General features: G+C 59.7%; 18 protein-coding genes. 6 read left to right on the top strand and 12 right to left on the bottom strand.

Annotation, left to right across the window (positions count from 1 at the left end; translation table 11 throughout):
- Window positions 1-2: 2 nt before the first annotated feature.
- From ROI90_RS03990 to ROI90_RS03975, 4 genes are all read right to left on the bottom strand, one after another.
- The gene (locus ROI90_RS03990) at window positions 3-569 is read right to left on the bottom strand and encodes a hypothetical protein (protein WP_315997037.1); all 567 of its coding nucleotides are present in this window, start codon (window positions 567-569) and stop codon (window positions 3-5) included.
- A gap of 9 nt (window positions 570-578) precedes the next feature.
- Window positions 579-890 (bottom strand): helix-turn-helix domain-containing protein, encoded by a 312-nt coding sequence (locus ROI90_RS03985; protein WP_315997036.1) that lies wholly within the window; start codon window positions 888-890, stop codon window positions 579-581.
- A gap of 65 nt (window positions 891-955) precedes the next feature.
- The gene (locus ROI90_RS03980) at window positions 956-1,246 is read right to left on the bottom strand and encodes a helix-turn-helix domain-containing protein (protein WP_315997035.1); all 291 of its coding nucleotides are present in this window, start codon (window positions 1,244-1,246) and stop codon (window positions 956-958) included.
- A 2-nt stretch (window positions 1,247-1,248) separates the two neighbouring features.
- Window positions 1,249-1,512 carry a hypothetical protein gene (locus tag ROI90_RS03975; RefSeq protein ID WP_315997034.1) on the bottom strand — a complete coding sequence of 88 codons (264 nt, stop codon included), beginning with the start codon at window positions 1,510-1,512 and terminating at the stop codon, window positions 1,249-1,251.
- A 102-nt stretch (window positions 1,513-1,614) separates the two neighbouring features.
- Between ROI90_RS03975 and ROI90_RS03970 the strand changes: the two genes are divergently transcribed.
- Window positions 1,615-2,517, top strand: coding sequence for a LexA family transcriptional regulator (locus ROI90_RS03970; protein ID WP_315997033.1), 903 nt, complete (start codon window positions 1,615-1,617; stop codon window positions 2,515-2,517).
- 147 nt (window positions 2,518-2,664) lie between these two features.
- On the opposite strand, the gene ROI90_RS03965 is transcribed toward ROI90_RS03970, so the two are convergent.
- Complete coding sequence (locus ROI90_RS03965) at window positions 2,665-4,329, bottom strand: T9SS type A sorting domain-containing protein (protein WP_315997032.1); 1,665 nt, start codon at window positions 4,327-4,329, stop codon at window positions 2,665-2,667.
- 337 nt (window positions 4,330-4,666) lie between these two features.
- Here ROI90_RS03965 and ROI90_RS03960 point away from each other — a divergent pair, with 337 nt between their 5' ends.
- The 3 genes from ROI90_RS03960 to ROI90_RS03950 are packed head-to-tail and all read left to right on the top strand — an operon-like array spanning window position 4,667 to window position 7,583.
- The gene (locus tag ROI90_RS03960) at window positions 4,667-5,650 is read left to right on the top strand and encodes an AAA family ATPase (protein WP_315997031.1); all 984 of its coding nucleotides are present in this window, start codon (window positions 4,667-4,669) and stop codon (window positions 5,648-5,650) included.
- Window positions 5,651-5,653: 3 nt separating this feature from the next.
- Window positions 5,654-6,211, top strand: coding sequence for an acyltransferase (locus ROI90_RS03955; RefSeq protein ID WP_315997030.1), 558 nt, complete (start codon window positions 5,654-5,656; stop codon window positions 6,209-6,211).
- Window positions 6,162-7,583: a polysaccharide biosynthesis protein gene (locus tag ROI90_RS03950; protein WP_315997029.1), complete on the top strand. Its 1,422-nt coding sequence runs from the start codon at window positions 6,162-6,164 to the stop codon at window positions 7,581-7,583. The genes ROI90_RS03955 and ROI90_RS03950 overlap by 50 nt, the downstream gene beginning before the upstream one ends.
- Window positions 7,584-7,649: 66 nt before the next feature.
- Here the strand turns inward: ROI90_RS03950 and ROI90_RS03945 are convergent, their stop codons facing one another.
- Together ROI90_RS03945 and ROI90_RS03940 are read right to left on the bottom strand one after the other, a co-directional pair.
- Window positions 7,650-9,317 carry a T9SS type A sorting domain-containing protein gene (locus ROI90_RS03945; protein WP_315997028.1) on the bottom strand — a complete coding sequence of 556 codons (1,668 nt, stop codon included), beginning with the start codon at window positions 9,315-9,317 and terminating at the stop codon, window positions 7,650-7,652.
- A 225-nt stretch (window positions 9,318-9,542) separates the two neighbouring features.
- On the bottom strand, window positions 9,543-12,374 hold the full coding sequence (locus ROI90_RS03940) for a TonB-dependent receptor (protein ID WP_315997027.1): 2,832 nt from the start codon (window positions 12,372-12,374) through the stop codon (window positions 9,543-9,545).
- Between the two features lie 148 nt (window positions 12,375-12,522).
- Here ROI90_RS03940 and ROI90_RS03935 point away from each other — a divergent pair, with 148 nt between their 5' ends.
- Both ROI90_RS03935 and ROI90_RS03930 read left to right on the top strand, forming a co-directional pair.
- A complete protein-coding gene (locus ROI90_RS03935) occupies window positions 12,523-13,419 on the top strand; it encodes a YicC/YloC family endoribonuclease (protein WP_315997026.1) in 897 nt (298 codons plus the stop codon).
- Between the two features lie 336 nt (window positions 13,420-13,755).
- A complete protein-coding gene (locus tag ROI90_RS03930; RefSeq protein WP_315997025.1) occupies window positions 13,756-14,301 on the top strand; it encodes a hypothetical protein in 546 nt (181 codons plus the stop codon).
- A 136-nt stretch (window positions 14,302-14,437) separates the two neighbouring features.
- On the opposite strand, the gene ROI90_RS03925 is transcribed toward ROI90_RS03930, so the two are convergent.
- The 5 genes from ROI90_RS03925 to sov all read right to left on the bottom strand — a co-directional run bounded on the left by ROI90_RS03925 (window position 14,438) and on the right by sov (window position 24,941).
- Entirely contained in the window at window positions 14,438-15,808 is a 1,371-nt protein-coding gene (locus tag ROI90_RS03925; protein WP_315997024.1) for a M28 family metallopeptidase, read from the bottom strand.
- A 2-nt stretch (window positions 15,809-15,810) separates the two neighbouring features.
- Window positions 15,811-16,218 carry a VanZ family protein gene (locus ROI90_RS03920; RefSeq protein ID WP_315997023.1) on the bottom strand — a complete coding sequence of 136 codons (408 nt, stop codon included), beginning with the start codon at window positions 16,216-16,218 and terminating at the stop codon, window positions 15,811-15,813.
- Window positions 16,219-16,241: 23 nt separating this feature from the next.
- Complete coding sequence (gene gcvH / locus ROI90_RS03915) at window positions 16,242-16,622, bottom strand: glycine cleavage system protein GcvH (RefSeq protein ID WP_315997022.1); 381 nt, start codon at window positions 16,620-16,622, stop codon at window positions 16,242-16,244.
- Window positions 16,623-16,739: 117 nt separating this feature from the next.
- The gene (locus tag ROI90_RS03910; protein WP_315997021.1) at window positions 16,740-17,303 is read right to left on the bottom strand and encodes a hypothetical protein; all 564 of its coding nucleotides are present in this window, start codon (window positions 17,301-17,303) and stop codon (window positions 16,740-16,742) included.
- Between the two features lie 117 nt (window positions 17,304-17,420).
- Complete coding sequence (sov, locus tag ROI90_RS03905; protein ID WP_315997020.1) at window positions 17,421-24,941, bottom strand: T9SS outer membrane translocon Sov/SprA; 7,521 nt, start codon at window positions 24,939-24,941, stop codon at window positions 17,421-17,423.
- Between the last annotated feature and the right edge of the window lie 118 nt (window positions 24,942-25,059).

Raw genomic sequence — 25,059 nt, 5'->3', positions numbered from 1 at the left:
AGCTATTCGTGGAGCTGGAGGGGTGAGTCAAATAGAGCCAGCTGCCGGTGCCCGGTGCATTTGCCTCGGAGGGCCGCCTCCACTTCGGTTAAAGAGTCGAGGACAGCCGTTTCGAGCAGGCCCGCGTAGCCGTAGGCCTGGCTGGTTTCATCGTCGTAGGTGACGTAAGGGCTGGTGAGGTTGAGAAACTTGCCTCCACTGAGCATGCGCTGACCAACGAGTGTAACCCCACTGCCGCCCTGGCCGATGCTCAGGCCGGTGACGCTGAACTGGTCGAAGTGCGGGGGCAACGCTTCGGCCGGATCTTCGGGCCAGTAGGTGGGAGTTTCCGTTAGCTGCTCGGTCAGCAGACACAGGTGCGGCACCAAGCGGCTGAAGGCGTGCAGCAGGTCGGGGTGAACCAGCTCGTGCGCGGTGAGCGTGAAGGCACGGGGCGGGGCCTCTTCGGTGCGCTGCTCCGTGAATTCGCAGGCGAGCTGCTGATTTTTGACTTTAGCTTTCTGGATGCGGATGACGGACGGCGTGGCCGGTGCGTCGGGGCCGACGATGGGGGCAAGCTGGGTGGTCATAGGCTAGGGTTAGTCTGGTAATGGGCCGTCCAGCGGGCGGCGGTTGTAGCGGGTGAGGTAGCGATTGAGCTCGGAAAGCCGGAAACCCCACTCCTTTTCATTGATATGCAGCCCTTGCAGGCGACCCTGACGGCGGGCCTTGCGGATGCCCTCGGGCTTAAGCCGGAGGTACTGGGCGGCCTCACGCACATTGAGGATGCGGTCGGGAAGGGCGGGCAGCGTAGCCGGGGTGGTCAGTTTTTCCACCTCCGTCCGGAGGCGGGCCACTTCATTGAGGAGGCCATTCCACTCGGCCTCGGAAACCATGATAACAGCTTGCATGACAGCAGGGTAAAGGGTAAAATGATACCCAATTTAACGAGCAGGCCGGCTGTTGGTGTTAAGCGTCAGGGGGCGGCCGGGCGGTGGTAGCGGCGCGGGTAGGCATCGAGGGCGGAGCGGCGGAAGCCCCAGTCCTTGTCGTTGAGGCGTACACCGGGAATGCGGCCCAGGCGGCGGGCCCGTCGCAGGGCCTCGGCACACAGACCGATGTAGGCAGCGGCCTGCTCGGTTGGCAGCACCTCATCCGGAGGAGCTTCTGCTGCGCTGGCCCGGTGCTGCTCGGCCGTTTCGAGTTTCTCCAGACGCCCCAGAATCTGCTTCCATTCGGGCTCAGGAATGAGGACGACGGTCTGCATGGCTACTGCTCGGTTAGCTGGGCAATGCGTTGTTGGATGATGCGCTGCGCGGCTTTCTCCTGCTCAATGGTCTCCAGTAGTGCATTAATAATTGCCGGGGTACCGTAACCCCGCCGGATGACGCTATGGATAGTGCTGCGGGTGAAGCTATGGCCTTGCTGCGTAAGCTTTTCCAGCGTGTCCTGCACAATAGTAGTCCTTGCTCCTAACTGCCGGACCAGTTCGTGAAGGGTGGAAGTTTGGCTGTTATTACGCGGTTGTTTCATGTTATTATGCGAAAAGGATGTATATTTGTTTTGTACCTGCTACAAAACGGCACACATATTACTATGCTTTTCGCATAAAAGAAAACTAAAACACGCCTAATAATGCAACAAGTTGAACCACAGGGCAATAATTCTCTGCCCAACACCCTGGATGCTGAGGTAGGTAGTCGTATTAAAGAGCTGTTCAAGCAGCACAACCTGACCACGTATGAGGCCAGCGTGAAGCTGGGCTACGGGAAGTCAAGCAAGCTCTACAAAACGCTCAGCGGTGAAGTGAAGCCTTCTTTCGAAACGCTGTTTGACATCTTCACCTGCTTTCCGAACGTTTCAGCGGATTGGCTGATGCTGGGTCGGGGACCAATGGAAGTAGGCGGTAAAGCCTCTGTCGTGAAAACTACGGCGCCGCATCAGAGCAGCAGCCTGCAGGTACTGACGGTAACCGTAGACAAGGACGGAGAAGAAACCACGGTGCTGGTGCCCGTGCACGCCCAGGCCGGCTACTCCTTGCAGCACAATGAGGCGGTGTATCTGCGCGACCTGCGCCACTATAAGATACCGGGCTTTGAACACGGGTCGTACCGTGCCTTCGAGGTGGCGGGGGACAGCATGATTCCTATCTTCAATCACCATGACGTGGTGGTAACGTCCCTCGTGGATGACCGGCGGCTGCTGGAGCCGGGGGAGGTGTACGTGGTGGTAACCAGTGAGAGTGTCATGCTCAAGCGCATCCGCCAGCAGATTACCTCGCCCGATATGGAGGTGCTGCTGTATTCCGATAACCCGCACCGCAAGCCCTATCCACTGGAGGCCCGCGACATCCAGCAGCTGTGGCGGGTGCGGGGCTGCGTGTCCAGCTTTATCCCCAGCGCCCCCGACGTAACGACGGAACGGTTGTGGGAAGTAATCGAGCTGCTGGGGCACGATAAGAGCGAGAAGACGCCCCCTCTGACGCCCCCCGTTGAAAACGAACAGTCGCTGCGAATTACGCAAGCGACTGATGAGTAATTAGTTACCTAGTCTTTCGGTTGTAAGGTTCTGTCACCGTCTCTGGTACAAGTATTTAAACAAAGAAAGCCACGCAGACCGCGTGGCTTTCTTTGTTTAAATACCCCGCGTAATCAGGTGCAATTGCTTGTGAAGCAAAGTGGTTATCTACTGTACCTCCACACTCTGACTGTAGGAAGCACCATCGGATGTGGTGAATTGCAAAATGTACAGCCCGAGGGGTAGGCTGGAGCAGTCGAAAATGGCTTGGGCATGGGCAGCGGGGCTAGCCGGTACTGCTTGAGTGGACACCTGGCGGCCTAGGGCATTGGTGAGCGTTGCCCGCCCGGCCAGGCGCATGTTGGCCTCGCCCCAGGTGAGACGGGCTATTATGCGGCCTCGCGCCGGATTTGGAAATACCTCGAAGGTAGGATTTGTGCTGATGGTAGGCTGCCGGAGATTAAAGCGGGCTACAAACCCATCGGTGCGGGTGCCGGTTTGCAGGGTGGTGGCTCCGAAGGTGGCTGTGCCGCCCAGCGTACCTGTTATATATAGCAGCCCGTTAGCATCTTGCGTAATGCCGTAGCTCCTGCAGCTACCACTGGTGCCAATAACATCGGAGTAGTGCAAGCTGCCGGTGGGTTGAAAGCTGTGTAGCAGCAGCTTGGACTCGAAGCTGGCATTCAGGCGCCGGCCAACCAAGGTGCTGAAGCCATCGGCGTTGGTGGTGAGTTGTGTGCTGTACTCGGCGGCGGTAGTACCTGTGCTTTTGGCCCATTGCACTGCGCCTGTTGAGGCGTAGCGGGCCACGAAAATATCGGGCTGCCAAGCATCGTTGCCTAGCAAAGGCTGACCTCCCAGAGAAGTAACCCCGGAAAACTCGCCGGCTACGTACACATTGCCTTGGCGGTCGGTGCTTAGCGAGGCAATGCGCACGTTGTTATTGGCCGCTGGCGAGCCAGTACCACCACCTTGTTTTAGCCACTGTAGCGCACCGGAAGCTGCTGCAAACCGAGCCAGGTAGGAGTCGGCACCAACGGTAGTTAGGGCAGCGCCAGCAAGCGTCATATCGTTGTTGAAAAACCCGCCCACGTAGCAGTTACCTCGTCCATCCAGGGCTACATCACTGCCACTGGCGCCGTAGGAGGAGAAGTTTCCGGATACCGTAGCCCAGGCTACCTCTCCGCCGGTGCGGTAAGCGGCCACGTACAGCACCCGGCGGCTGTTGGGGCCGTACACCTTATTGCCAAATTCAATGTTGCCGTAATCTGATTGGCCGGTGATGTAGCTGGTACCAGTGGCATCGGTGGCAATGGCGTAGCCGTAGCAGCCAAACTGCTGAATGCCAAAGCGCTGAGCCCATTGCACCTGGCCCCGGCCATTTAGCTTAACAACCAACCCGGCCTGGAAGCCACTGGCATAACTTTGCAGCGCCCCGCCAGGATAGGTAATGCTGCCGGTAAAACTGCCTACCAAATATGCGTTACCGGCCGCATCCAGGGCTATATCGTTGCCACTGGCACTAGCCTGGGAGTAGCCCGGCACGTTGTTAGGACTCTGGCCGAACTGCACCGCCCACAACGCACGGCCGCTGGGGTCATAGCGTACCACAAACAAATCGGAGGTGCCCCGGCTAACGAGCGTGAAGGCACCAAACCGGATGGTGCCCGTAAATGAGCCGGTAACCACGCTGCCGTAGCCATCCGTTGCTACGCTCCGGGCCGAAACCTCTCCTGAAGAGCTCTGTAACTGGGTAACAGATTGCCAGGAAACCTGGGCCGAAGCCAAGAAGCTGCTCAGGACCAGCCCCAGAAGAAGGTAGATTGTTTTCATAGTGCAGAAGGAAAAAACAGGGTGGAAGAAGCAAAAGAGCATCCAACCCGCGCAAAGCGGCGGGGAAGAAAGGGCATTAGAGCAGGCAGCACATCAGGAGCCCGCAGGGGCCGGCGGCAGGGGCGGTAACACACAACATCAACAACTCAGGTATCTGAAGATAGATATTTTGGATAACTATAGTTATAGATTATATATAATTTTTACCATACCCATAAAACGATTGAGACTAATCGGACGCGTGTGGAAGTGTGGAGGCAGGCTGCTTCCGGAGAGCGGGACGGGTAATAGCCCCATTTTTCTACCTTTAAGCTCGTTCTACCTGTTTCGCTGTTGTATGCTGCCTCCTCAGTCTGGTTTGGCTCCCGATTATCCGCAGAAAATAAAGCAGGTGTTTGCCGAAGTAGGCAAGGTGGTAGTCGGTCAGCACTACATGCTGAACCGATTACTGATTGGCCTCTTTACCGGTGGACACATTCTGCTGGAAGGGGTACCTGGTCTGGCCAAAACGCTTACCATCAGTACGCTGTCCAGGGTGTTGCACCTGCATTTTCAGCGGGTACAGTTCACCCCCGATTTGTTGCCGTCCGATTTGGTGGGGACGATGATTTACAACCAGGGCCAGTCGGTATTCGAGGTCAAGAAGGGGCCTATTTTCTCTAACCTAGTGCTGGCCGACGAAATCAACCGCTCCCCGGCCAAGGTGCAGAGCGCCCTACTGGAAGCCATGCAGGAAAAGCAGGTAACTATTGGAGAAACCACCTACCCGCTCGATTTGCCCTTTCTGGTGCTGGCTACCCAAAACCCCGTGGAGCAGGAGGGTACCTACCCGCTACCTGAGGCGCAGGTAGACCGTTTCATGATGAAGGTGTATGTGGACTATCTTAAGAAAGCCGATGAGCTGGAGGTGATGCGCCGCATGGCTAACATGAGCTACGTGGGCGAGGTAAACCCGGTACTGACCAAGGAAGATATTTTCGGTATTCGGCAGCAGATCAACCAGGTACAGATTTCGGAGACGCTGGAGAAGTACATTATTGAGCTGGTGTTTGCCACCCGTCGTCCGGCCGATTACGACTTGGCCGATTTTCAGCAGTACGTGCAGTTTGGCGTGAGCCCGCGCGCCAGCATTGCCCTGCACCGGGCCGCCAAAGCCGTGGCCTACCTAGACGAGCGGGATTATGTGCTGCCCGAGGATATCAAGGAGGTGGCCACTGACGTGCTTAACCACCGCATTCTGCTCAACTACGAAGCCGAAGCCGACGGCATCCGCACCCAGGACATGATTGAGGCCATCCTGCGCAAAGTGCCAATCAGCTGAAGCATGCGGCAAGGGCTGAAAAAGTGGCTGTACCAGGGGCTGCATCTGCGGCCCGAAATGCCGTTGAGCTTCTACGTGCTGGATGTGCTGTTTCGTGGGCTGCTGCGCCAGAACGCGGGCGTGCAGTGGGCCGTGCATCATACCAGCACCGTCCGCAGTCCGCAGCGGCTGCGTGTGGGCTCCGGCACGTTTCCCGGCGACTCACCCGGGGTGTACATCAATGCCGATAACGGGGTGTACGTGGGCGACTTTACTAATCTGGGCCCGCAAGTCGGCTTGATTTCCGCCAACCATGATGCCGTAGCCAACACGGAGCGGGTGGCGGCGGCTCCGCTGCGCATCGGTCGGTTCTGCTGGTTGGGAATGGGGGCCGTAGTACTGCCCGGCGTAGAGCTGGGCGACTTTACCGTGGTAGGAGCCGGGGCTGTGGTAACGCGCAGTTTTCCGGCGGGCTACTGCGTAGTGGCCGGCAACCCCGCCCGCCTCATCCGTCACCTTGACCCCGCCGCCTGTGATGCCCAAGCCCGGAGCACCTACGCGCAGCACGCTGCTGGGCACTAGCGCCTACCTGTTCCTGATCCGGTTTTTCCCTACGCTGGCCAGTGTGGGGGCGCTGGTGTGGCTGGCCCGCCATACTTCGGCCGATTATTACGGGCGCTACCAGAGTTTTTGGGTGCAGTGGCAGGTGTTGCACGTGGTGGCCTGCCTGGGGCTGCCCACGCTGGTGCTTACGTATCCGCTGGCTACCGTGAATGCCCTAGCGCAGCGGCTGACTGCCCGGCGGCTGGCGGTGCTGGCCACCTGGGTGAGTGGGGGCGCCGGGGCGCTGGTGCTGGCCCAGCACTATACCGGCTCCGTGTTTGGAAAGTGGCAAGCAGGGGCATTTTTGCTGCTGAATGTGCCCGTGGCAGTGCTGGAAGCCTATGCCCTGCTGGGCCGGCAGTTTCGGCCGGCTGCGCTGGTCAGCATTATATACGCTGGCCTGTTTGCACTGAGCCATGTGCTGCTGGTGGCTGGTGTGCTCAGCAGCGCTCAGCTTATGAACCTGCTGTTGGTAGGCAACGGGCTGCGGCTGCTGGTACTGGCCCGGCTGGCGCAACGGCTGCAGGCCCAGAACCACCAAGTGTTGGCCGAGTTTCCAAATGGTTTACGGAGCCTGTGGGCGCATACAGCCCTGAATGAGGTGGTGCAGATTCTGTTCCGGTGGGTAGATAAGCTGGCGGTGGGCCTGCTGCTGCCGGCCGCGCTGTTTGCCCTGTACTTCAACGGTACCATTGATGTGCCCTTCCTGCCGGTGTTGCTGGGGGCGGCGGGCAGTGCCTTGCTGTTGCACTTCCACGAGCCGGAAGTATCGGACGCGGAGCGGGTTCAGCTGCTGCGCGCTACGGCCACGTTGCTGGGGCGGCTGGTGTTTCCGCTGTTTTTCCTGTTGGTGCTGTTTCGGCGGGAGTTGTTCGGGGTAGTATTTGCCCACCGCTACGATGCCGCCGTGCCATTGTTCCTGCTGTCCTCCCTCGTCATTCCACTCCGGGCCTACAATTTTACGGCCCTGCTGCAGCACAAGGGACAGGGGCGTATTATTACCACCGGGGCCGTGCTGGATTTGCTGGTGGCGCTGGTGCTGATGTACGTGCTTTACCAAGTGGTGGGCCTGGGGCTGGCCGGCGTGGCACTGGCTTTCGTTATCAGTACCTGGCTGCAGGCGGGCTACTACCTCTGGCACACGGCGCGGCTGTTGGGACGGCCGTGGTACGCGCTGCTGCCGCTCCGCTCCTGGGCAATGCAGGTAGTGGGTGCCGGCCTTGGCTTACTGCTGCTACACGAGGTACTGGTCCGGAAACTTTCTGAAACAGGCGTACTGTGGGCCGGCGCGGGTGTGGTTGGCCTGTGGCTGGCGCTGCAACTCTGGCTGGCTCGGCGTGCTACGCGTTGAGCCCAAACAAAAACGCCGACCACCCAAAGGTAGTCGGCGTTTACGGTCGGCAGGCGCCGCGCTTACTTATTTAGCTACCACGAAGCGTACCGATTGAGCGGTTTCGTTGGTGGTTACCTGGGCCAGATATACGCCGGCTTTCAGCGTAGCGGGCAGAGCTACTTTTTGAGTGCCGGCAGCCAGTTTACCATCAGCCAGCACGGTAGCTACGGTGCGGCCGGTTACGTCCAGCACGCGCACCGAGGCCGTACCGCTACGCTTCAGCTCAAAATTCAGCGAAGCCTCACCAGCGGCGGGGTTGGGCGAAACCGTCAGTTGCTGCAGTTGGTCAGAAGCTGGTTTGGCCGCCAGGGTCAGGCCGGGCAGGTTGTAGCAGGTAATCTGGGGGTTGAAGTTGGTCCAGCCCTCGGCCCAGTTGGTAGCGCCGAAAGCACCCCGGTACGTACCGGTTTTCTCGAAAAAAGCGTCCGTCAGCTTGGAGTCGGTGAAGGCCGCGCCGGTGAGCAGGGGCGAAGCGGTAGGCAGACCGAAGCCGGGAGCCACGTTGGTATTGATGGCAAAGTTGGTGGCGCTGAAGTTCAGCGGACCTACGGCCGTGTACGTGGTGTTGGCGCGGTCAGCGTTGTTGAAGTAGGCCGAAGCATCAAACGTGCTGCCCGTATTTACGGCGTAATAGTTGGTAGTAGAGCCCGAGTTGATTTCGGCAAACACGTTGTTCTTAAACACCGAAGCGCCGCTGGTCAGGTTGGCTTCCGTGGTAGCGCCGTCCACGAGCACGCCCCGGCGGAAACCGGTTACCACGCTGTTAAACAGGCTCATGGCCGAGTTCCGGCGGATGTGCACGCCACGCTGGAACGCGGGGTCAGCCGAGGTGAGCGGACTGGGCAGGAACACGCTCATGTTGGAGAAGACAGCCGAGGTCTGGGGCGAGTTGGTCGTGCCGGTGGCGTCGTTGTCACTCTCGAAGGCGTTGGAAGCGCCGCCCGAGGCTACGTCGGCCACCTGTGGGTCGCGCAGGGCCACGCCGTACTGTACCTTGCCCGAGTAACCGTTGTCGGTGTCGAAGTCGTCGTCGGTGCCGCGGAAGGCAATCAGGTGCTTGGCATTCACCGTGCCCCCGAACCACTCAAAGGAGTCGTCGCCGGAATAGGAAACCTGCACGTAGTCGATGGTGGTGCCGTTGCCCACCCCGCCCAGGGTCAGGCCGTTGATTTCGTTGTTGGTCTGGAACTCAATACCGGGAAACTCAATGCGCACGTAGCGCAGAATGCCGGAGTTATCGGTGGCGTTGGTACCGCCGAAGTTGGCTACGGGGCCGCCCTCAATAGTGGGGTCGCCGGGCAGGTTCTGGGGAGCCGAGCCGCACAGGATAATGCCGCCCCAGTCGCCCCGGGCCCGGGAGCCGGCCGGCTGATTAGAGGTAAATACGATGGGCTGCTGCGGAGTGCCATCGGCAATCAGCTTGCCACCGCGCTGCACAATCAGGGTGCCCTTCGAGGCCTTGTCGCCTTTGATGATGGTGCCGGGCTCAATGGTCAGCGTCACGCCGCTGGGCACGTACACGAAGCCCTGCAACAGGTAAATGGTGTTGCGGCTCAGGGTTTGGGTGCTGAGGTTTCCGCTGAGGACCGTGGCGGCCGGTGCGGCTGGGCATACCGTTTGCGCCAGGGCGGCCGGGGTAGCAGCCGCTACGGCGGCCATGGCTACGAAAGCAGAGAGTACAAGCTTTTTCATAAGGTAGGCAAATGAGGAACGGACAGGACAAACAGGATGGAAACCCTGTGCAAAGGTCAGCCGGCCGGGTTCCAATCGGGCGCTGAAACAGGTTGTCAATTGGTTACCGCTGCGTTACTATATCATTACCCGGCAGTGTTCTGAGCGGATAAGCGCCCGCCCACCACGCAAAAAGGCGGGACCGAAGCCCCGCCTTTCGCGCTTTAAGTACTAATAGGATAAGGCTTAAAACTTGTAGGTCAGGCCAGCCGTGGAGTAGGTGCCGCGGCGGTAGCGGGCAAATGAGCCATTTTCGCCGCTGTTAATCTTGCCGTCCCGGTTGAAGTCGTAGTACTGGCGCACGTACTGGTTGAGCACATCCTGAATGCCCAGGCGCAGGTCGAAGTGCTTGCCGAAACCCTTGGTCAGGGCCAGGTCCACTACGTGGCGGGGCAGCTCAAATACCGAGTAGTTCTGGCTCCGGTCGCCCACGAAGGTGATGCGCGGCCCGATAACGTTGTACTGGGCCGATACCTGCCAGCGGTTCTCATCATCCTGGTAAAACAGGCCCGTATTCACTACGTAGGGCGACTGACCCTGCAGCGGGCGGTCGGAGAGGGCAAATCCGGTGTTCGACTGATTTTCTACCAGCTTCACCCGGCTCCGGATCAGGGAGGCGTTCAAAATAAGGGAGAAGCGCTGCAGAAACCGGCTCTCCGTCAGGCCTACCAACGATTTGCGGGCTTCCACTTCCACGCCCACATCGTAGGCCTGCTCGGCGTTCTGGTAGGTCAGGTACAAATCGGAGCCGGGTACCGACTGCGTGGTTTGCTCAATCGGGTCGCGGAAGTATTTGTAGAACACGCCCACCGACAGCATTTCCGAGCGGGTAGGGTAGAACTCGTAGCGCAGGTCGCCGTTGTAGATGGTCGCCGTTTTCAGGCTGTCGTTGCCCCGGATGTAGAGGTCGTTGGTAAAGTCGTAGTAGGTGTAGTTGGCAATTTCGCGGAACTCGGGCCGGTTCACACTCACGCTTCCGCCCAGGCGCACCAGGCTGCGCTGGTTGAAGTTGTAGGTGGCATTGAAGGAGGGCATCGGAATGACGCGCACCTCTTTGTAGTCCTGGCCATTGCCCGGCATCAGGGTGCGGCGGTTGTACTCCACCCGTACCCCGCCCGACACGCTGAAGGCGTCGGAAATGGGTGCCACGGCCGATACGTAGCCGGCCAGCAGCGTGTTCTTGCCGGTGTAGCGGTCCTGGGGCTGGGTTCCTTCTTCCAGCTTCAGGCCCCCGGGCCGCAGGTTAGCCGGCGAAAAAGCCTCGTCGGGGGACAGCAGCTGAATGCTCCGGTCAAAGTTAACGCCGCCCTCGGTGTTGCGGATGTAGCTGAAAAAACGGCTGTTGTAATCGCGCTGCTTCTGCTCGGCGTAGAAACCTACCCGTAGCTTGTACTGATTGGCCTTGGTGGTATCCCTGCCGCTGAAGCGCTGCTCCCACTGCCCGTTGCCGGTGTAGGTGTTTTCCTTCAGGTCGGAGTAGTAGCGGGAAGCGTCGTACTGGTTGGGGTTGTTGCTGATGCCCAGGCGGCGGGGCTGCGACATATCCTCGGGCTGCTCGGTGCGGAAGCGGCGGTAGTCGGGCTCGTCGCGGAACACGTAGTTGTAGCCACCCGTCCAGGTCAGAGTCGAGGCCAGGTTCGGGCCCAGGTCGTGAGTGCCGGCCAGCTGCCCCGAGTAAATGGTCCGGCTCTGATAGTGCAGGGCCGCGTTGTCGCGCAGAATACCTTCGCCGGGGCCGCCCTGGCTGTAGTCAATGCCGGTGCGGTTTACCACTTCGTCGGTGCCGTACTGGTTCAGGAAGTTGCGGAATTCCAGGCGGTTGTGGTCGTTAATGCGGGCCTGCCAGTTGTGGATGATACCCAGGCGGGCGCTGGTGGTGGCCCGACGGTCGTTGTAGAGGCGAGCGGCGGGGGCGCTGTTGGTACCGGGCACGTAGGCCTCGTAGCGGTTGCGCTCCACATCGTACTGCTCCCGGGTATTGGAGTAGGAGAGAGACGTTACGTTGCTCAGATAAGTGGTGCCCACTTCAAAGCGCCGGTTCAACCCCAACGACAGGCGCAGGTCGGGCCGGGCCGTGGTTAGGGTCGGCGTCCACTCGCTGCGCAAAGCCGTGCCGGCCGGTTTCAGCGCTTCGCCCGTGAGCACCTGCCCGTTTTGGTAGGCCGGTACCGAGCCCGGTAGCTCCCGCTGGCCGCTGTCGTAGCCCAGCCAGTCGGTACTGCTGTGGCTGCTTTCCTGGTAGCCACCTTTGAAAGTGGTAGTGCTCCGGGCCCAGCCCGAAGCGGTAAAGGAGCCGGAGTTATCCAGCACCGAGTTCTTAGTATATACCTGCACCACGCCGCCCCCAAACTCGCCGGGCAGCTCCGGGGAGCCGGATTTGAAAATCAGTACCCGGTCAATCACCGAGCTGGGCAGAATGTCAAACGAGAACGAGCGGGTATCTACCTCGGCCGAAGGCGTGAGCGTGCCATTCAGCATTACGGTGTTGTAGCGCTCAGCCAGGCCCCGAATAACGATGAAGTTGTTGTTCTGAATGGTGACGCCCGGAATGCGCTTCACCACTTCGGCCGCGTCCCGGTCCAGGGTTTTCACAATCTGGTCGTTGCTCATGCCGCTCACCACTACCTCCGACTTCTTTAAATCCTGGATCATGGCTACCTCCGTACCGGTCTGCTTTTGGCCGGTTACCACCACTTCCTTCAGGGCCTGAGCATTTTCCTCCAGCGCACCGTTCAGGGTCGTTTTCTGATCAGCCTGAATACTAATGCCCGAAAACGTGAGCGGCTTGTACCCGATGGACTGAATGGTGATATTGTAGGTGCCAGCGGCCAGCTTCAGGGCGTAGCTGCCATCTATTTCTACAGGAGCCGCCTGCGTGGTGCCGGTTACCAGCACCGTGGCCCCGATGGCGCCTTCGCCAGTTTTTTTATCCGTTACTTTTCCAACCAAAGTGCCCTGTTGGGCCCAGATTAAATGGCTGATTGTCAGGAAAAACAGTAAGAGAAAAGAACGCCGCATACGGGGGTCGTAAAAAGGTTTCACAAAACTAGACCGGCCCTGTTATGCTAATATTGCGGCCACGTTATGCTTGTGTTACCGCCTGGCTAAGCCCTTCAGCGTCTGCGGGAAACCAGTACTTTTGCGCCCACTTTGCCCATTTCTACCCATGCTCCAGTCCATGACCGGCTACGGTATCGCCTCCCGCGAAACCGACCACTATGCCGCCACCGTCGAGATTAAGTCGCTCAATTCCAAAACTCTCGACCTGAGTTTGCGCTTGCCCCGCTTCCTGCAGGACCGGGAGCTGGAAATCCGCAACCTCGTCACCAAAAGCCTGCAGCGGGGCAAGGTGAACCTGAACCTGGACTTCACGCGCCCGCGCGCTACGGGCGCACAGGGTTCCGTAGTCAACCAGGCCGCCGTAACCATTGCCTGCCAGGAGCTGTTGCAGGTGAGCCTGGCCACCGGCCTGAGCCTGGAGCAGGTGACGGCCGTGGCCCACGCCTTGCCCGGCGCCCTGCGCATCCCCACCGATGCCACCGCCGCTACTGAAGAGGAGGAAGAAACGCCTTGGGAAGAACTGCTGCCTCTGTTGCAGCAGGCCCTAGACCGCGTCAACCAGTTTCGCCGCGACGAAGGCCAGGCCCTGACCTCCGAAATCCTGGGCTACGTGGACCGCATCCGCATTCTGCTGGCCGATGTGGAGCGCCACGACCCCACCCGTATTGAGCAGGTGCGGCTGCGCTTGGAAAGCCACCTGGCCGATATTTCCGGCAACGAAAACTTCAACCCCATCCGCTTCGAGCAGGAAGTGCTGCACTATATTGAGAAGCTGGATATTGCCGAGGAAAAGGTGCGGTTGGTCAATCATTTGCACTACTTCACCGAAACGGCTGGTTTACCCGAACCCACCGGAAAGAAATTAGCGTTTATTTCGCAGGAAATTGGTCGGGAAATCAATACCATCGGGTCCAAAGCCAACGACTCCACCATTCAGCATTTGGTGGTGAGCATGAAGGAGGAACTCGAGAAAATCAAAGAACAAATCAACAACATTCTGTGAGTGCAATCAGTACTGTGGAGAAGCATACTCGCTTCCCAAATTGAACTTTGAGCATACCAAGTGGGATAGGGTATTCCTGATACAAAATTGGTATTTTTTAAGGTTGCGCTTTTCGATTGAGAAGGATCAGGTGTTTAGAAAATCTTTGTTTTTGACTGATTTTAAGTGTTTTATGAAAATAATTTATGGTTCTATATAGATGTTCCTAAATTATTTTTTTGTAAAATACTTGCAGCTTACATTTTTGTGCGTAAATTGTGTTATCCAAACAGAGCGACTTTTCGTTCTTTGGATACACTCAAGCCTTTGAATCACATCTTTTTTCAGTCTAGGATTATGAAAAAAGTCTTACTCTCTGCCCCTCTCATCTGCCTGATGCTGTTGCTGATGGCTGCCCGCCCCTTCGCTGAAGTGGAGATGGTGAAAAAGCGCGTGCTGAGCGAGCGTGTGGAAATTCTCATCCCCAAAGGCTTTGAGGTGATGAGCGAACAGCAAATGGACTTTAACTACGCTAAAGCCCAAAGCCGTCCGAGTGTTATCTACACTAACAACAAGGAAGCCAGCATTGCCTTCTCCTACACCGACAATACAGCCGATCAGGATATGATTGAGATGTACTCGGACAACTTCTATAAGATCTACGCCAAGCAGTTCAAGGAAGCGAAGTGGTTTAACCACGGCGTGAAAGACGTGAACGGCCGCAAAGTAGGCTATATGGAGTTGATGAAGCCTGAACTGGGCCACGAAGTATACCAGCTGATTTTCTTCACCGACGTGGAAGGCAAATTGCTGATGTGCACCTTCACCTGCGCCGACCGCCAGAAGCCCGAGTGGGAAAATGTAGCCAAGCAGATCATGGGCTCATTTAAAGCCAACAGCTAGTACAGGCTCTCTAAGTTTGATAAGGAAGGCCGGCTCTCAATCTGAGAGCCGGCCTTCCTATTTGCCTTGTACTTGCGCCAGCAGCACGAATGGCCATGCCAAGGATTGCCTCCCACAAAGAGTAACGAAGACTCACCTACTGAGTAGTAGCCCCTTGCAGGTTTAGAAAATCCCGCAAAAGTTGAAAAACTTGCGGAAAGGCTGTCAGAGGCAGCTTTTCCGGGCGGTCCTGCACATCGTGGTAGGCAGTGGTGCCCCCGCGGGTATAGAGGAAAAAAGCGGGTACGCCAAGTTCCGAAAAGTAGTAATGGTCGGAGTTGGCGGCTTTGCCCCGGGCTGCCAGGGAGGGAAGGTAATGGTGCTGGGTGTTAAGCTGCTGCAGTTGCTGAAATGGTTGGGCAAACACCCGCCCATTCACTACGGTGGCACCTTCGGAGCCGGTTCCCAACAAATCAAGGTTGAGCAGAAAGCGGATACGCGGCAGCGGTACCAAGGGGTGCTCAGTGAAATAACGGGAGCCAACCAAGCCCGCCTCTTCCGCGCCAAAGGCTATAAACACGAGTGAGCAGGCCGGGCGGTTTTCGGGGCGGGCGTAATGGGCCGCCAACTCCAGCAGCATTGCCACGCCGCTGGCGTTGTCGTTGGCCCCGGGGAAATAGGTGCGCTTGCCCATGGTGCCCAGATGGTCATAGTGAGCCGTTACCACCAGAAAGGAATCGGGTTGCACGCGGCCGGGCAGGTAGCCCACGATATTCTGGGTTAGGTACTGGCGCTGCAGCACCGCCTCCACGCGCGCAGCTACCAAGGCCACCGTGGGGCCGCTGGCTGTCGAAGGGATACTATTCCACACCGAATCCCGCACCTGCAACCGCATCTGCGAAGCCTGTTCAGAGGCGAGCGAGGCCGTGAGCTTGGGTACTAACGTCAGACGCAATGCGGCTGAATCGAGGTGCTGACGCAGGGGCAGGGGCAGGGTGGCGAGTCGCCGCTCATCGGCGGTCCGGAGCACCAGGCCGCCCCCGTGCCAGGAGTGGCGCAGCAACTGCTGCTGGGCCGTGGCATCGGTGAAGGCTAGAGTATCAAAACGCAGTAGGGGTACCGCTGAAAACGGACCGCCCACTTTACCGCTGCCCGAAGCCGGAGCCGCAATGAAATCGTGGCCGGGACGCAGGCGGCGCGTACTACTCAGGCCCGGAAAGCGGAGCATCCCCAGGCTTAGCTCCAACTTCAGCTTGCCTGGGAAGGTGTTTACATCCAGCGGAAACTGTTGGGTGTAGTTGGGGGCCAGAGGCTGCAACCCCAGCTCCCGAAACCGTTGCTGCAGGTAGCGGGCCGCTTTATGGTCCCCGCCGCGCACGTAGCCGCGGCCATGAAAAGCAGGGGAAGCCAAGCTGGCAATGGTCTGGCGCACCCGGGGCATGTCCTGGCCGTAAGCTGGGCCCAGGATTACGCAAGCACTGGCCGCTGCCAGGTAGCGGGTAAAAGCGGCGGAAACCTGGCGACGCATCCTCATTGCCAACTCCGTTTAGTGAACCACATCAGCAGCACGCCCAGCACTACGCCCAAAGCATCACTCAGCAAATCCGACCATTCGCCGTGGCGGCCCAAGTCCATGCGCATCTGCAGGATTTCGATGAAAGCTCCCAGACCCACTGCCCCCAGCAACACTACTCCGAAAGCGTGGGTGCGCAAGCGGGCAAACCACCGCTGCCGCCGGGCCGAAAAAACGCTCAGCACGGCCAGTACCCAGAACACGAAGGCGTGGGCGGCCGTGTCGAAGGAGAGCAGCTCCCAGCGCGGTGTGTTAGGCATGGACCGGGCCGGCGTAAGGGTGCTCACCAATACAAACGCCGCCCACGCCAGCGGCAGAACCACGAAGGCTCGGCGGCGGGGCGGGGGCGGCGCAGTGGCAGACAAGGCCGAAGAAAGCAAGCGGTGGACTAAGCGCCTACCAACTCACCGTAAGTTTCAGCCGACAGCAAGGCTTCCAGCTCGGCGGGGTTGCCGATGGCCATTTTGATCATCCAACCGTCGCCGTAGGGGTCAGAGTTTACCAGCTCAGGGCTGCCGTCGAGCTTGTCGTTGATTTCCAGAACGGTACCGGTGATGGGGCTGTACAGGTCGGAAACGGTTTTTACGGCTTCCACGGTGCCAAATACCTCGTTTTGAGCCACGTCTTTATCGAGGGTGTCAATATCCACATACACAATGTCGCCGAGTTCCTTCTGGGCGTGGTCGGTGATGCCGATGAAGGCAACGTCGCCTTCCACACGGATCCATTCGTGCTCTTTCGTGTACTTCAGGCTGGCGGGCAGATTCATGGGGTGCGGTACTTGATGGGTGTAAGTAAGGATGAGGAAGCCACGGGCTCCGGATTCAAAAGTACGAGTTGCCGCGCAGTTTCCGAGGGAAGCGCCCCCGGAAGATTTGGGGTATTGCTACGGGTTTGGGGCCAGCATTTGCGGCTTCGCGCTGCGCACTACCCAAAAGCCCCAGGCACCCTGCTCCAGCTCCAGAGCCAAGTAGCGGGCCAGCACCGCGCGGCCGGCTTGTTCGGGTAAGGCAACCTGCGTGGGGTAGCCATCCAGGAGAACTGCCGCGTAGGCATCCTCCGCGCCCGGCACCGAGGTGCTTTGCACAGGTAGGAGCAGATGACGGGTAGGCCCCGAGGCCAGCAGCTGGTTGGAAGCCAGCAGCAACACCGCCGCCAACATCCCAAATGCCACAGTCGAGTACAGATATAGCAACACCGCCGTTATCAGCACACTCTGGATAGTAGGAGCAGGAGCCTGTTTACGGCGTCGCTGGCCGGCGAAAAACCACAGCAGCCCGCCCGTAACCACGCCAGCCGTGCCCAGCACTACGCCCCAGAGCAAACCCGCTGAAACCACCGTGCGTGTGGCTAGGCGCAGCAGCGCAAAGCCCCATACAATACCCAGTAGCAGCAATACGGCCCCGAGTATTACCAGGCGACTGGATGAGGTAGAGGTGGCGGCAGCCATAGAGGAATGAGGAATAAGGTAGAAATCAGCCCCTAGTTACTGCCATTTACTCGGGCATACAAAAGCCCGCCTTCATAGAAGACGGGCTTTTACTGAAATCAGGTTAAACAGGACCGTTTACTGCGAAAGGCTATAGCGGAGCTGAATGCCGCCCTCGGTAGCGGTGTTGCGGAAGGCGTTCTGCACCCGGGGCTCGGTAATGTTCTGGGTGAAGAAGAACTGCAGGTTCAAGCGCTGGTTCAGCACGTAGTCGATGGTGGGGCGCAACTGCACCTGGCGGGTGCCGCTGGTTACCTGGCTGGAGGAGCGGCCCTTGTCGCCGGTAGTGCCGGCGGTGGGGTCTACCACATCCAGAATGGTGCGCTGCACGGCATAATTGTCGCTGATGCTCAGGTCGAGGCGGGCCGTGAGGTCGTTGCGCAGGATGCGCTGCTCCCCGCCCACCCGGAAGGGCAGCTTGAGGCGGTTGGTGGAGAAGCCCACCCGAATCACGATATCGGAGCGGCGCAGCTCGGTTACCTGGGCATTGGTGGTGTTCAGGCCAATGGTGCGGTCGATGCGGTACTCCAGGCCGCCCGAGAGCTTGCCAGTGGTCTGGAAGTTGACGCCGGCCAGCGGGGCCAGCCGCTCGGCAATGCTCACCTGCCCCAGAATGAAGTAGGGAATGTACTGCCCGGCCTGGTTGGTGATGGAGGAGAATTCATCCTTGCCCGGCTCCTTGAGGTAGTTGGCCGAAGTGGTGTAGCCCGCAATGTTGTACTGGGAGGTATACACGTGGCTGAGCGTAAACGAGCGGAAATACTGCTGCATAAAGGGCAACTCGGCCAGCCCGTTGTACTGAATATTCCAGTTGGGTACGGGCAGCATGGAGAAGGGGCTGAATCCTTTGGCCTTGTAGCCGCTCGATGACTTACCTCGGTAGGCATCCATGAAGGCCGGAATCAGCACGTCCTGAGAGTTGTAGCCGTAGCGCCCGGTGGCACTGCTGCCGCCCTGCGCTTCCTGGAGGCGCTGCTGCACAAACACCCGGTTCTCCACGAACCGGTCAAAGGCCCGGGAAACCTCCCCGCCCCGGCTCAAATCACCAAACAGCGTCTGAACCGAAATAAACGAGGTAGTAAACGTGCCCGAACCCAACGAATTGCTGGCCGTGGGTACCGCGTTGGGCAAGGCTTGCAGCGTGAGGGTATCTATGGGGTTGCGGTAGAACACTTCCCGGTTACGCACCAGGTTGCGGCGGGCGTCTAGTTGCACAATGAAGTCGCGGAAGGGCTCCAAGGTGGTGCGTAGCGTCAGGGCCTCGGTGAGCAGGGAGCTGAGCGGGGTGTTCAGATACTGGCTCTCCTCAGTATACCAGCCGTTGCGGTAGGCCCGCTGGAACAGGGCATCCAGGTCTTGCTGCTGGCCCAGCAGGAAGGGTACGCCCGGCGCATCAAAGCCTCTATCCAGCCCGAAGAAACGGGTGCGGGGCAGATAGCCCGGCAGCAGCGTGCCATTGGAGCGGGCGTAGGTGAAATTCAGGGAGCGGGCCGTCATCAGGGAACGAAGAATGCCCTTCAGCAGCCGAAGCTGCGGGCCCTGGCTGGAGTCAGCGGCGGCCGTTTGGCCGGGGCTGCCCGCCTGGCCCGGCACCGTGCGCGGGTTGTTCTGTCCGGCCTCCGGCTTAACCCGGGGCTGGGGTGGGGGTGCGTTGTTGATGATGTTGAGGAAGCGCACCTTGTTGTAGAGCTTCACCAGGTCAATCTTCCCGTTGGCGCTTACCTCCCCGTTGTTCTGGATGGTGTTCCCCAGGTTCAGCTCCCGCACCTGCGTGCTGTCCGGGAATTGGGGATACACCGGGGCCGTGAGGGCCGTGGAGGCCGCCTGCCAGGTGTAGTTGGCCGCGTACCGGATATCGGAGGAAACCCAGTCAGTGAGCGGAAACTTATCCAGGGGCAGGCGGTAGGTAAGGGCCACCGTCTGGTAGAAGTTGGTGGTGCGGCCCCCGTTACGGAGCAGGTTGCGCTTGATCTGGTCCCGGTTGCGCTGGGCCTCATCCGAGCTGCCAATGCTGCGGCCCAGGCCCTCATCCACAATAGCGCGGTTGTTGGCCGTGTAGTCCAGGGCCAGGGCCTTGGTCAGGTCCCAGCGTAGGTCATAGATGCGGTTCACGTAGAACGACTTCTGGAACACGCCCGGAATGCCGGCCGTGCTGGGTACCTGGCCGGGCTCCAGGGTACGCTGCAGAAACCGCTCGTTGTAGCGGCGGTCCAGGTCGGCGCGGAAGGAGAAGCGCGAGGGCAGGGGCGTGAAGTTGACTTCCTTGAACATGGCCAGGTAAGGCGAGTCGAAGGCTTTCACCTGGGCCAGGGGCGTATAGTTTTTGGGCGTGGCCTGGTACACGTAGGCCAGGGCCCCGGTGTAGGTGCGCGTATAGTCCCGGTCGGTGCGGATATCGGTGTGCAGGCGCTCAGTGAGGGAGTAGCTCACGGCAAAGTTTTCGATATCGTAGGGCTGCACTTTCCGCTCGGGGTTGGTGCGCTCCTTGCGCACGTTCAGCAGGGAAATGCTGCGCTGGCTGGTCTGGTCGATTACTTCCTTGCGGTAGTTGGCCCTTTCTTCGCCGGACTTAAACTTCTCCAGCGACTGATCGAGCTTGGTGTCGGGGTCCAGAGGATCGTACTTGGGGGCGCGGGTTTCAACGCCGGCTTGCACCAGCACCGGTACGCGCAAGCCCAGTTTCTCGGGGAAAAACTTCTCGGCCGCAATGGTGGCATTCACGTCACCGCGGGTGATGTTGTCGATGGAGCGTTGCTGGGCCCGGTCCTGCAGTCCCCCGAAGCCCGTGCTGATGAAGCTGCCGGTGGCCGTAATGTTGGCCACATCGGCCAGCTTGGCATTGAAGCGGGCCGTGGCGGCCCAGCCACTCTCATTCTCGAAATCCAGCACCCGCAGCTCATCAGCCCAGAGGGTAAAAGACTTGTTGGCGCCGTCGTCGCGGGGGTTGAGCACGCCAATCATAGCGCCCTGCACCGCCGAGAGGTCGGGGTTGCCCACTACGGTAATCGTCGAGCCGTCGGGCAACGTTACCACGAAGGGGCGGGTGTAGTCGATGCTGGACGCGGCCTGCTTGTTCCGGGCCGATTTGGCATCAACAAAGGCCTGGAAAGGTAGGTCGATGCGGTTTTCTACGGGCCATACCTCATCTACCAGGCGCTGACCGGGCTTAGTGAGGATGAGGGGCTTGCTATACTCGTAGTAGTTCTGGACGTAGTCGGTGCCGAGGCGTACAAAGCCGCGCAAGTCCTTATCGTCCACTGACCGGTCGTCCGATTCAGCGTGCAGGAACATCTTCAGCCGCTTGTAGCGCAGCATGTTCAGGTTCAGATTTTTGTAGGCTGCCTTGGCAAACCCGTCGCGCAAGCCATCCACTACCAGACGCAGGCTCTGCTCGTTCTGCTGGCGGTTTACGGTGCTGGAGCCATACTCCCGGTCGCGGCGGATGTTGGGCGGCAGTACGTAGGGAATTGCGTCGTTGCCCGCCGTGTTGGAAATACCGTTTTCCTCAATGCTCACCGTCGAAATGCTGAAGCCATCAGCGTCCGTATCGGGGTTTACAATCGTCTGGCCCGGCTCGGCCAGCTTATTGAGGTAGCGCCGCCACTGGTTGGCCACAAACTGGGGCTGCACCATGCGCAGCACCACCGGCTGCTGCCAGCGCGTGAGGTACATGCGCAGGAACCGGATGGATTTGAAGCCGAACTCCTGGTTGTTGTTGCCCACGATGCCAGTGTACTGGCGCACCGGCACCCGGAACTGGTACCAGGTAACCGGCTCGTTGTTGGTGTCGGTGTTGTTCACCGTAATCTTGTCCACAATGTAGTTCTGGCCTACATCCAGCTGGCCGGGGCGCAGCTGCAGGCGGTACTCGTAGTACCGCTCCGTGTCGTTGAGTACGTTGTCCCGGTTCAGGTCCTCCTTGTCGGGGAAGGCCGTGGAGCTGAGCTGGCTGCCCTCGGGCGAGTTGCCTTCCAGGCCGTTGAAGTCCTTGTAGCGGGCCAGCACCTTGGCATCCTGCTGGTCGTAGCTAGCGTCGAGGTGGTGGCGGAAGTTGTCGGCGGCGGGGTCCGGCACCGTCTGGTAAGCGGGGCTGATAGTGGGCAGCTGCTGCTCTTCGCCGTCGTTCACGCCATCCAGGCCCACATCCTGGCGGGCCCGGGCACCGGGAGCGGCACTAAAGGCATCCGTCAGGAACTGCTGGCGGGAAGCGCGGCCCCAGTCGGTGGCCACGGTTTCGGTGGCTAGGTTGGCGGGGTCAGCGGGCAGGCCGTTCTCAAACTCGTACTGGTTGTTATCCTGCAGCGCATCTTCCGACACCGAGCCCAGGTTGATGTACACCTCGCCACCGGTGGTGTTGTTGCTGTTGTGCCCGTCGGAGTCCACCACCCGGCCGTTGTCGCCGGTCAGGAAGGGGTCCATCATCCAAAATTCCAAGAACTCCACGTTGGCGTTATCGAAGTCCGTATCGAAGGTGATTTCCCGGGAAATACCGGCGTAGCGGGCCGTGTTGGCAGCCGGGGTGGTCGTGGCGAAGAAGGTAGGCCGGGCGGGGTCGAACTGGGGCGTGTAGTTGTACTGGCCGCGCTGGTCCGGGAAGTAGGCCAGATCCAGGGTGCTCTCAAACGAGTTGCCAGTGGTGCCCACGTCCCGGTTCGGAAATACCTCCGTGCGCTTAATGCCGCGCACGTAGTGGTTTTTCAGATCATTTACACCAATGTTATTGGGTCGGCTCTGGCCGTTGGTGTAGTAAGTCTGGTCGATGGTATACCAGGCCATTTTGGCGCGGCTGTAGGCCGCCGCCAAGCCCTGGGCAGTACCGGCCAGGGGGGCCGGCGTGGCCGCCAGTCGCCAAGTAGTAGCCGAGTTAATGCCGCCTAAGGAATAAGGCGTGCGGGCGTTTTCGAAGTCGTCGAGGTAGGAAGCCCCATCCTCGCCCCCACTGCCGCCGCTGCCCAGCTTGCTCTGGGAGGGTAGCAGCTGCGCAAACTCCCCGCTGAAGGCTACCGTCGAAATTTCCTTGGTGCTCACGAAGGGCAGGGCGTCCAGGTACTTGGTCAGGGCCCGTGACTCCCGGCGCATGTTCACGTCGAAGCCGTAAATGGTGTTGTTACCCGGCTCGTCGCCGATGTTCACGCGGTTGATGCCGGGGGCCTGGTTTTCGCGCAGATGCAGTACCGTAGCCCCAAAGTTGATGTCGGGGGAGAGGCGGTAATCGAAACGGGCACCCAGCAGCTTGCGGGGCTGTACCTGCACCAAGGCGTTTTTCTCAAATTCCACCCGCAGCTCATTGGCCGAGTTCAGGTAGGCCGGGTTCAGGATTTTTACCTTGGCCTGGTCGTAGAATACCTGGTAGTCGGTGCCTTCCTGCAGCAGGGTGCTGCCGGCAAATACCCGCACCGAGCCTTCCGCCACGCCAATACCAGGCAGGCTGATTTCGTCGGTAGAAGTAGCCTGGTAGCGGCCGCGCAGGAAAAACTTGTCTTTTTCCTGGCGCTGCTGGGCGTCGCTCTGCACCTGGTTGTACAGCTCCCGGTACACGTACTTGCGCGCCAGCTCCCGTTCCTGGGCCGAAGCCGTGGTATCAAACTGGGCCGCCAGGTAGCTGCCGAAGGGCTGAATTTCCGGAAAAATGATGCGGCCCAGCTCCGTATCTACCGTCACGCCCGGGAAAAAGTCGAAGTTGCCGTCGGGGTTCCGGTCGTTGTTGGGGTTTACGTTGTCGAGGTTTAGCACCTCAATCAGCGGGCGGTTGGCAATACGCTGGCCTTCCTTCAAGGAAATCAAATCCACCCCCGTCACGTCATCCTTGTAGATGATCTGAAGCTGGAAATTGTCCCGGTTGAGCTGGTTGGCGTTCAGGGGATAGATGTTTTTCATCATCAAATCCCAGGTTGGCAGGTTGCGCGTGAGCAGGTTGCTGTTGCCGCTGTTGGGGGCGCCGGGAGGGGGCACGTTCACCGTCGGATCGGCAAGGTTGGCCAAGCCCACGCCGGGGTTGGTAGCCTTCAGCATCTTCAGGAAGATGACCTGATCCTGCCCCACGTTGGCGTAATCGTTCTGAATTTCCCCAACGGTGTAGGTTTTGCCGTTGTAGATGTACTGGTACGATACGCCCAGCACCTGCTCGGGCAGCAGCTGCGTGTTCAGGGAAAGGTAACCCAGTTGCGCATTGTAGGTGTACTCGCGCGGGTCCAGCTTCCGGGCCCTTACGTGTTCGAAATCCACGTTTTTGGTCAGACCCAAGCTGGCCAGTGTGTTGTCCACGCCCAGGTTGTTGCGGTAGCCGGGGGTGCCCTGAATGGTGCTCAGCAGGGTGTTGGCCGGGTTATCAGCCAAGGAGTTGGGCCCGAAGGTTTTCTGGAACTGGCGGCGGTAGAGGCGGCGGGGCTCGGCCACGTCCATCAGGGTGATGACGTTGCGCAGGTTGTCGCTCTGGCGGTTGTCATTAGTTACCCACACCTCCAGGTGGGTTATTTCCACCCCGCTCTGGATAGTGGGCAGGTTGCGCAGGGCCGCGTCGTACCGGTCGCGGAAGGTCTGGTTCAGGAAGAAGTGCCGGTCCCGCTCGTACTGGCTGGCCTTAATTTCAAACTGCCGGCTCTGGCCCCCGTTCTGGATACGCACCTCATCAGCCTGCCCGCGCAGAGTGCTGGCTAGGGCCGTTACGCCCAGGCGCCCAAACTGCAGCTGGGTTTTTACCCCGAACAGGTTTTGCCCGCCCTGAATCAGGGAGTTGTTCAGGGGTAGGCTCACGTTGCCCAACTCTACTTTGCGGATAATATCGGTTTCGTAGCCCGTGTAATCGAGCTTCATATTGTTCTCGAAATCGAAGGCCGCGCGGGTATCGTAGTTAAAGGTCAGCTTGAGCTTTTCGCCAATCTGCCCGGTAAGGTTGAGGTTGAGGTTCTGGTCGTACTGGAAGTCGCCCACGCGCTGCTGACGCAGGGTGAGGGTAGGGTTTTCGTTGCGGTTGCCCCGGTAGCCCATGCGCAGCGTCACGGCGCCCTGGGGCCGAATGTCCACGTAGCTGCCCCCAAAAATCCGGTCGGCCATGGGCCCCAGGTAAATCTTGGGGATAAGGCGGCGGTTTTCGGCCTGGTTCTGGTCGCCGGCCACGCCCCCGTTGGAGCGCTGGCGGAAGTAGTTGCGCACGGCCTGCTGCTGCTGCCAGCGCGAGTACTCCTCAAACGTCATCCGGCTAGGGTCCCGGAAGTCCACGTCCGAACCCACCCGCTCCCGGATGTCGAAATTCTGCAGGCTGTCGTCGGCCTGCACGTCCAGTTGCACGTTAGAAGGGAGCGGCAGCACCAAGGGCGAACGGCGGCGCTGGGGCGAAAACGGCGTGCCTACCCGGTCTTCGGGGGCTACGCGGGGCCGGGTGCTGGGCCGGTAGCGCGTGGTATCGGTGCGGGGCGTATCGGGCGAGAACCCCAGGGAAAACCGGGGCTTCGGGGCGGTGCCGGGCAGCCAATCGGACCAGAGCTGACGCATGGCAAACGGCGCGGCCAACCCGCCCAAGGGCCGGGCCTGGGACCACCACGCCACCAACGACACAACGGCCACCACCGAGGCGGCCAGGGACTTCTTACTGGTATTCAAGCGTCAATAATCCGTCGGGCGAATGGAGAGATAGGAGCAGGTAACCCACCGGAAAACGCCGGCAGCCGGGGCCTGCGGCGGCCGCCTGCCAAGGGCCGCCGCCGCAGTTAACCAGGTG

Origin of the sequence: Hymenobacter endophyticus (assembly GCF_032464715.1) — a bacterium.
In the GTDB taxonomy this organism is placed as follows: Bacteria; Bacteroidota; Bacteroidia; order Cytophagales; family Hymenobacteraceae; genus Hymenobacter; species Hymenobacter endophyticus.
Note: the sequence above shows the minus strand (reverse complement) of the source record. Positions and strands in the feature narration are given on the sequence as shown.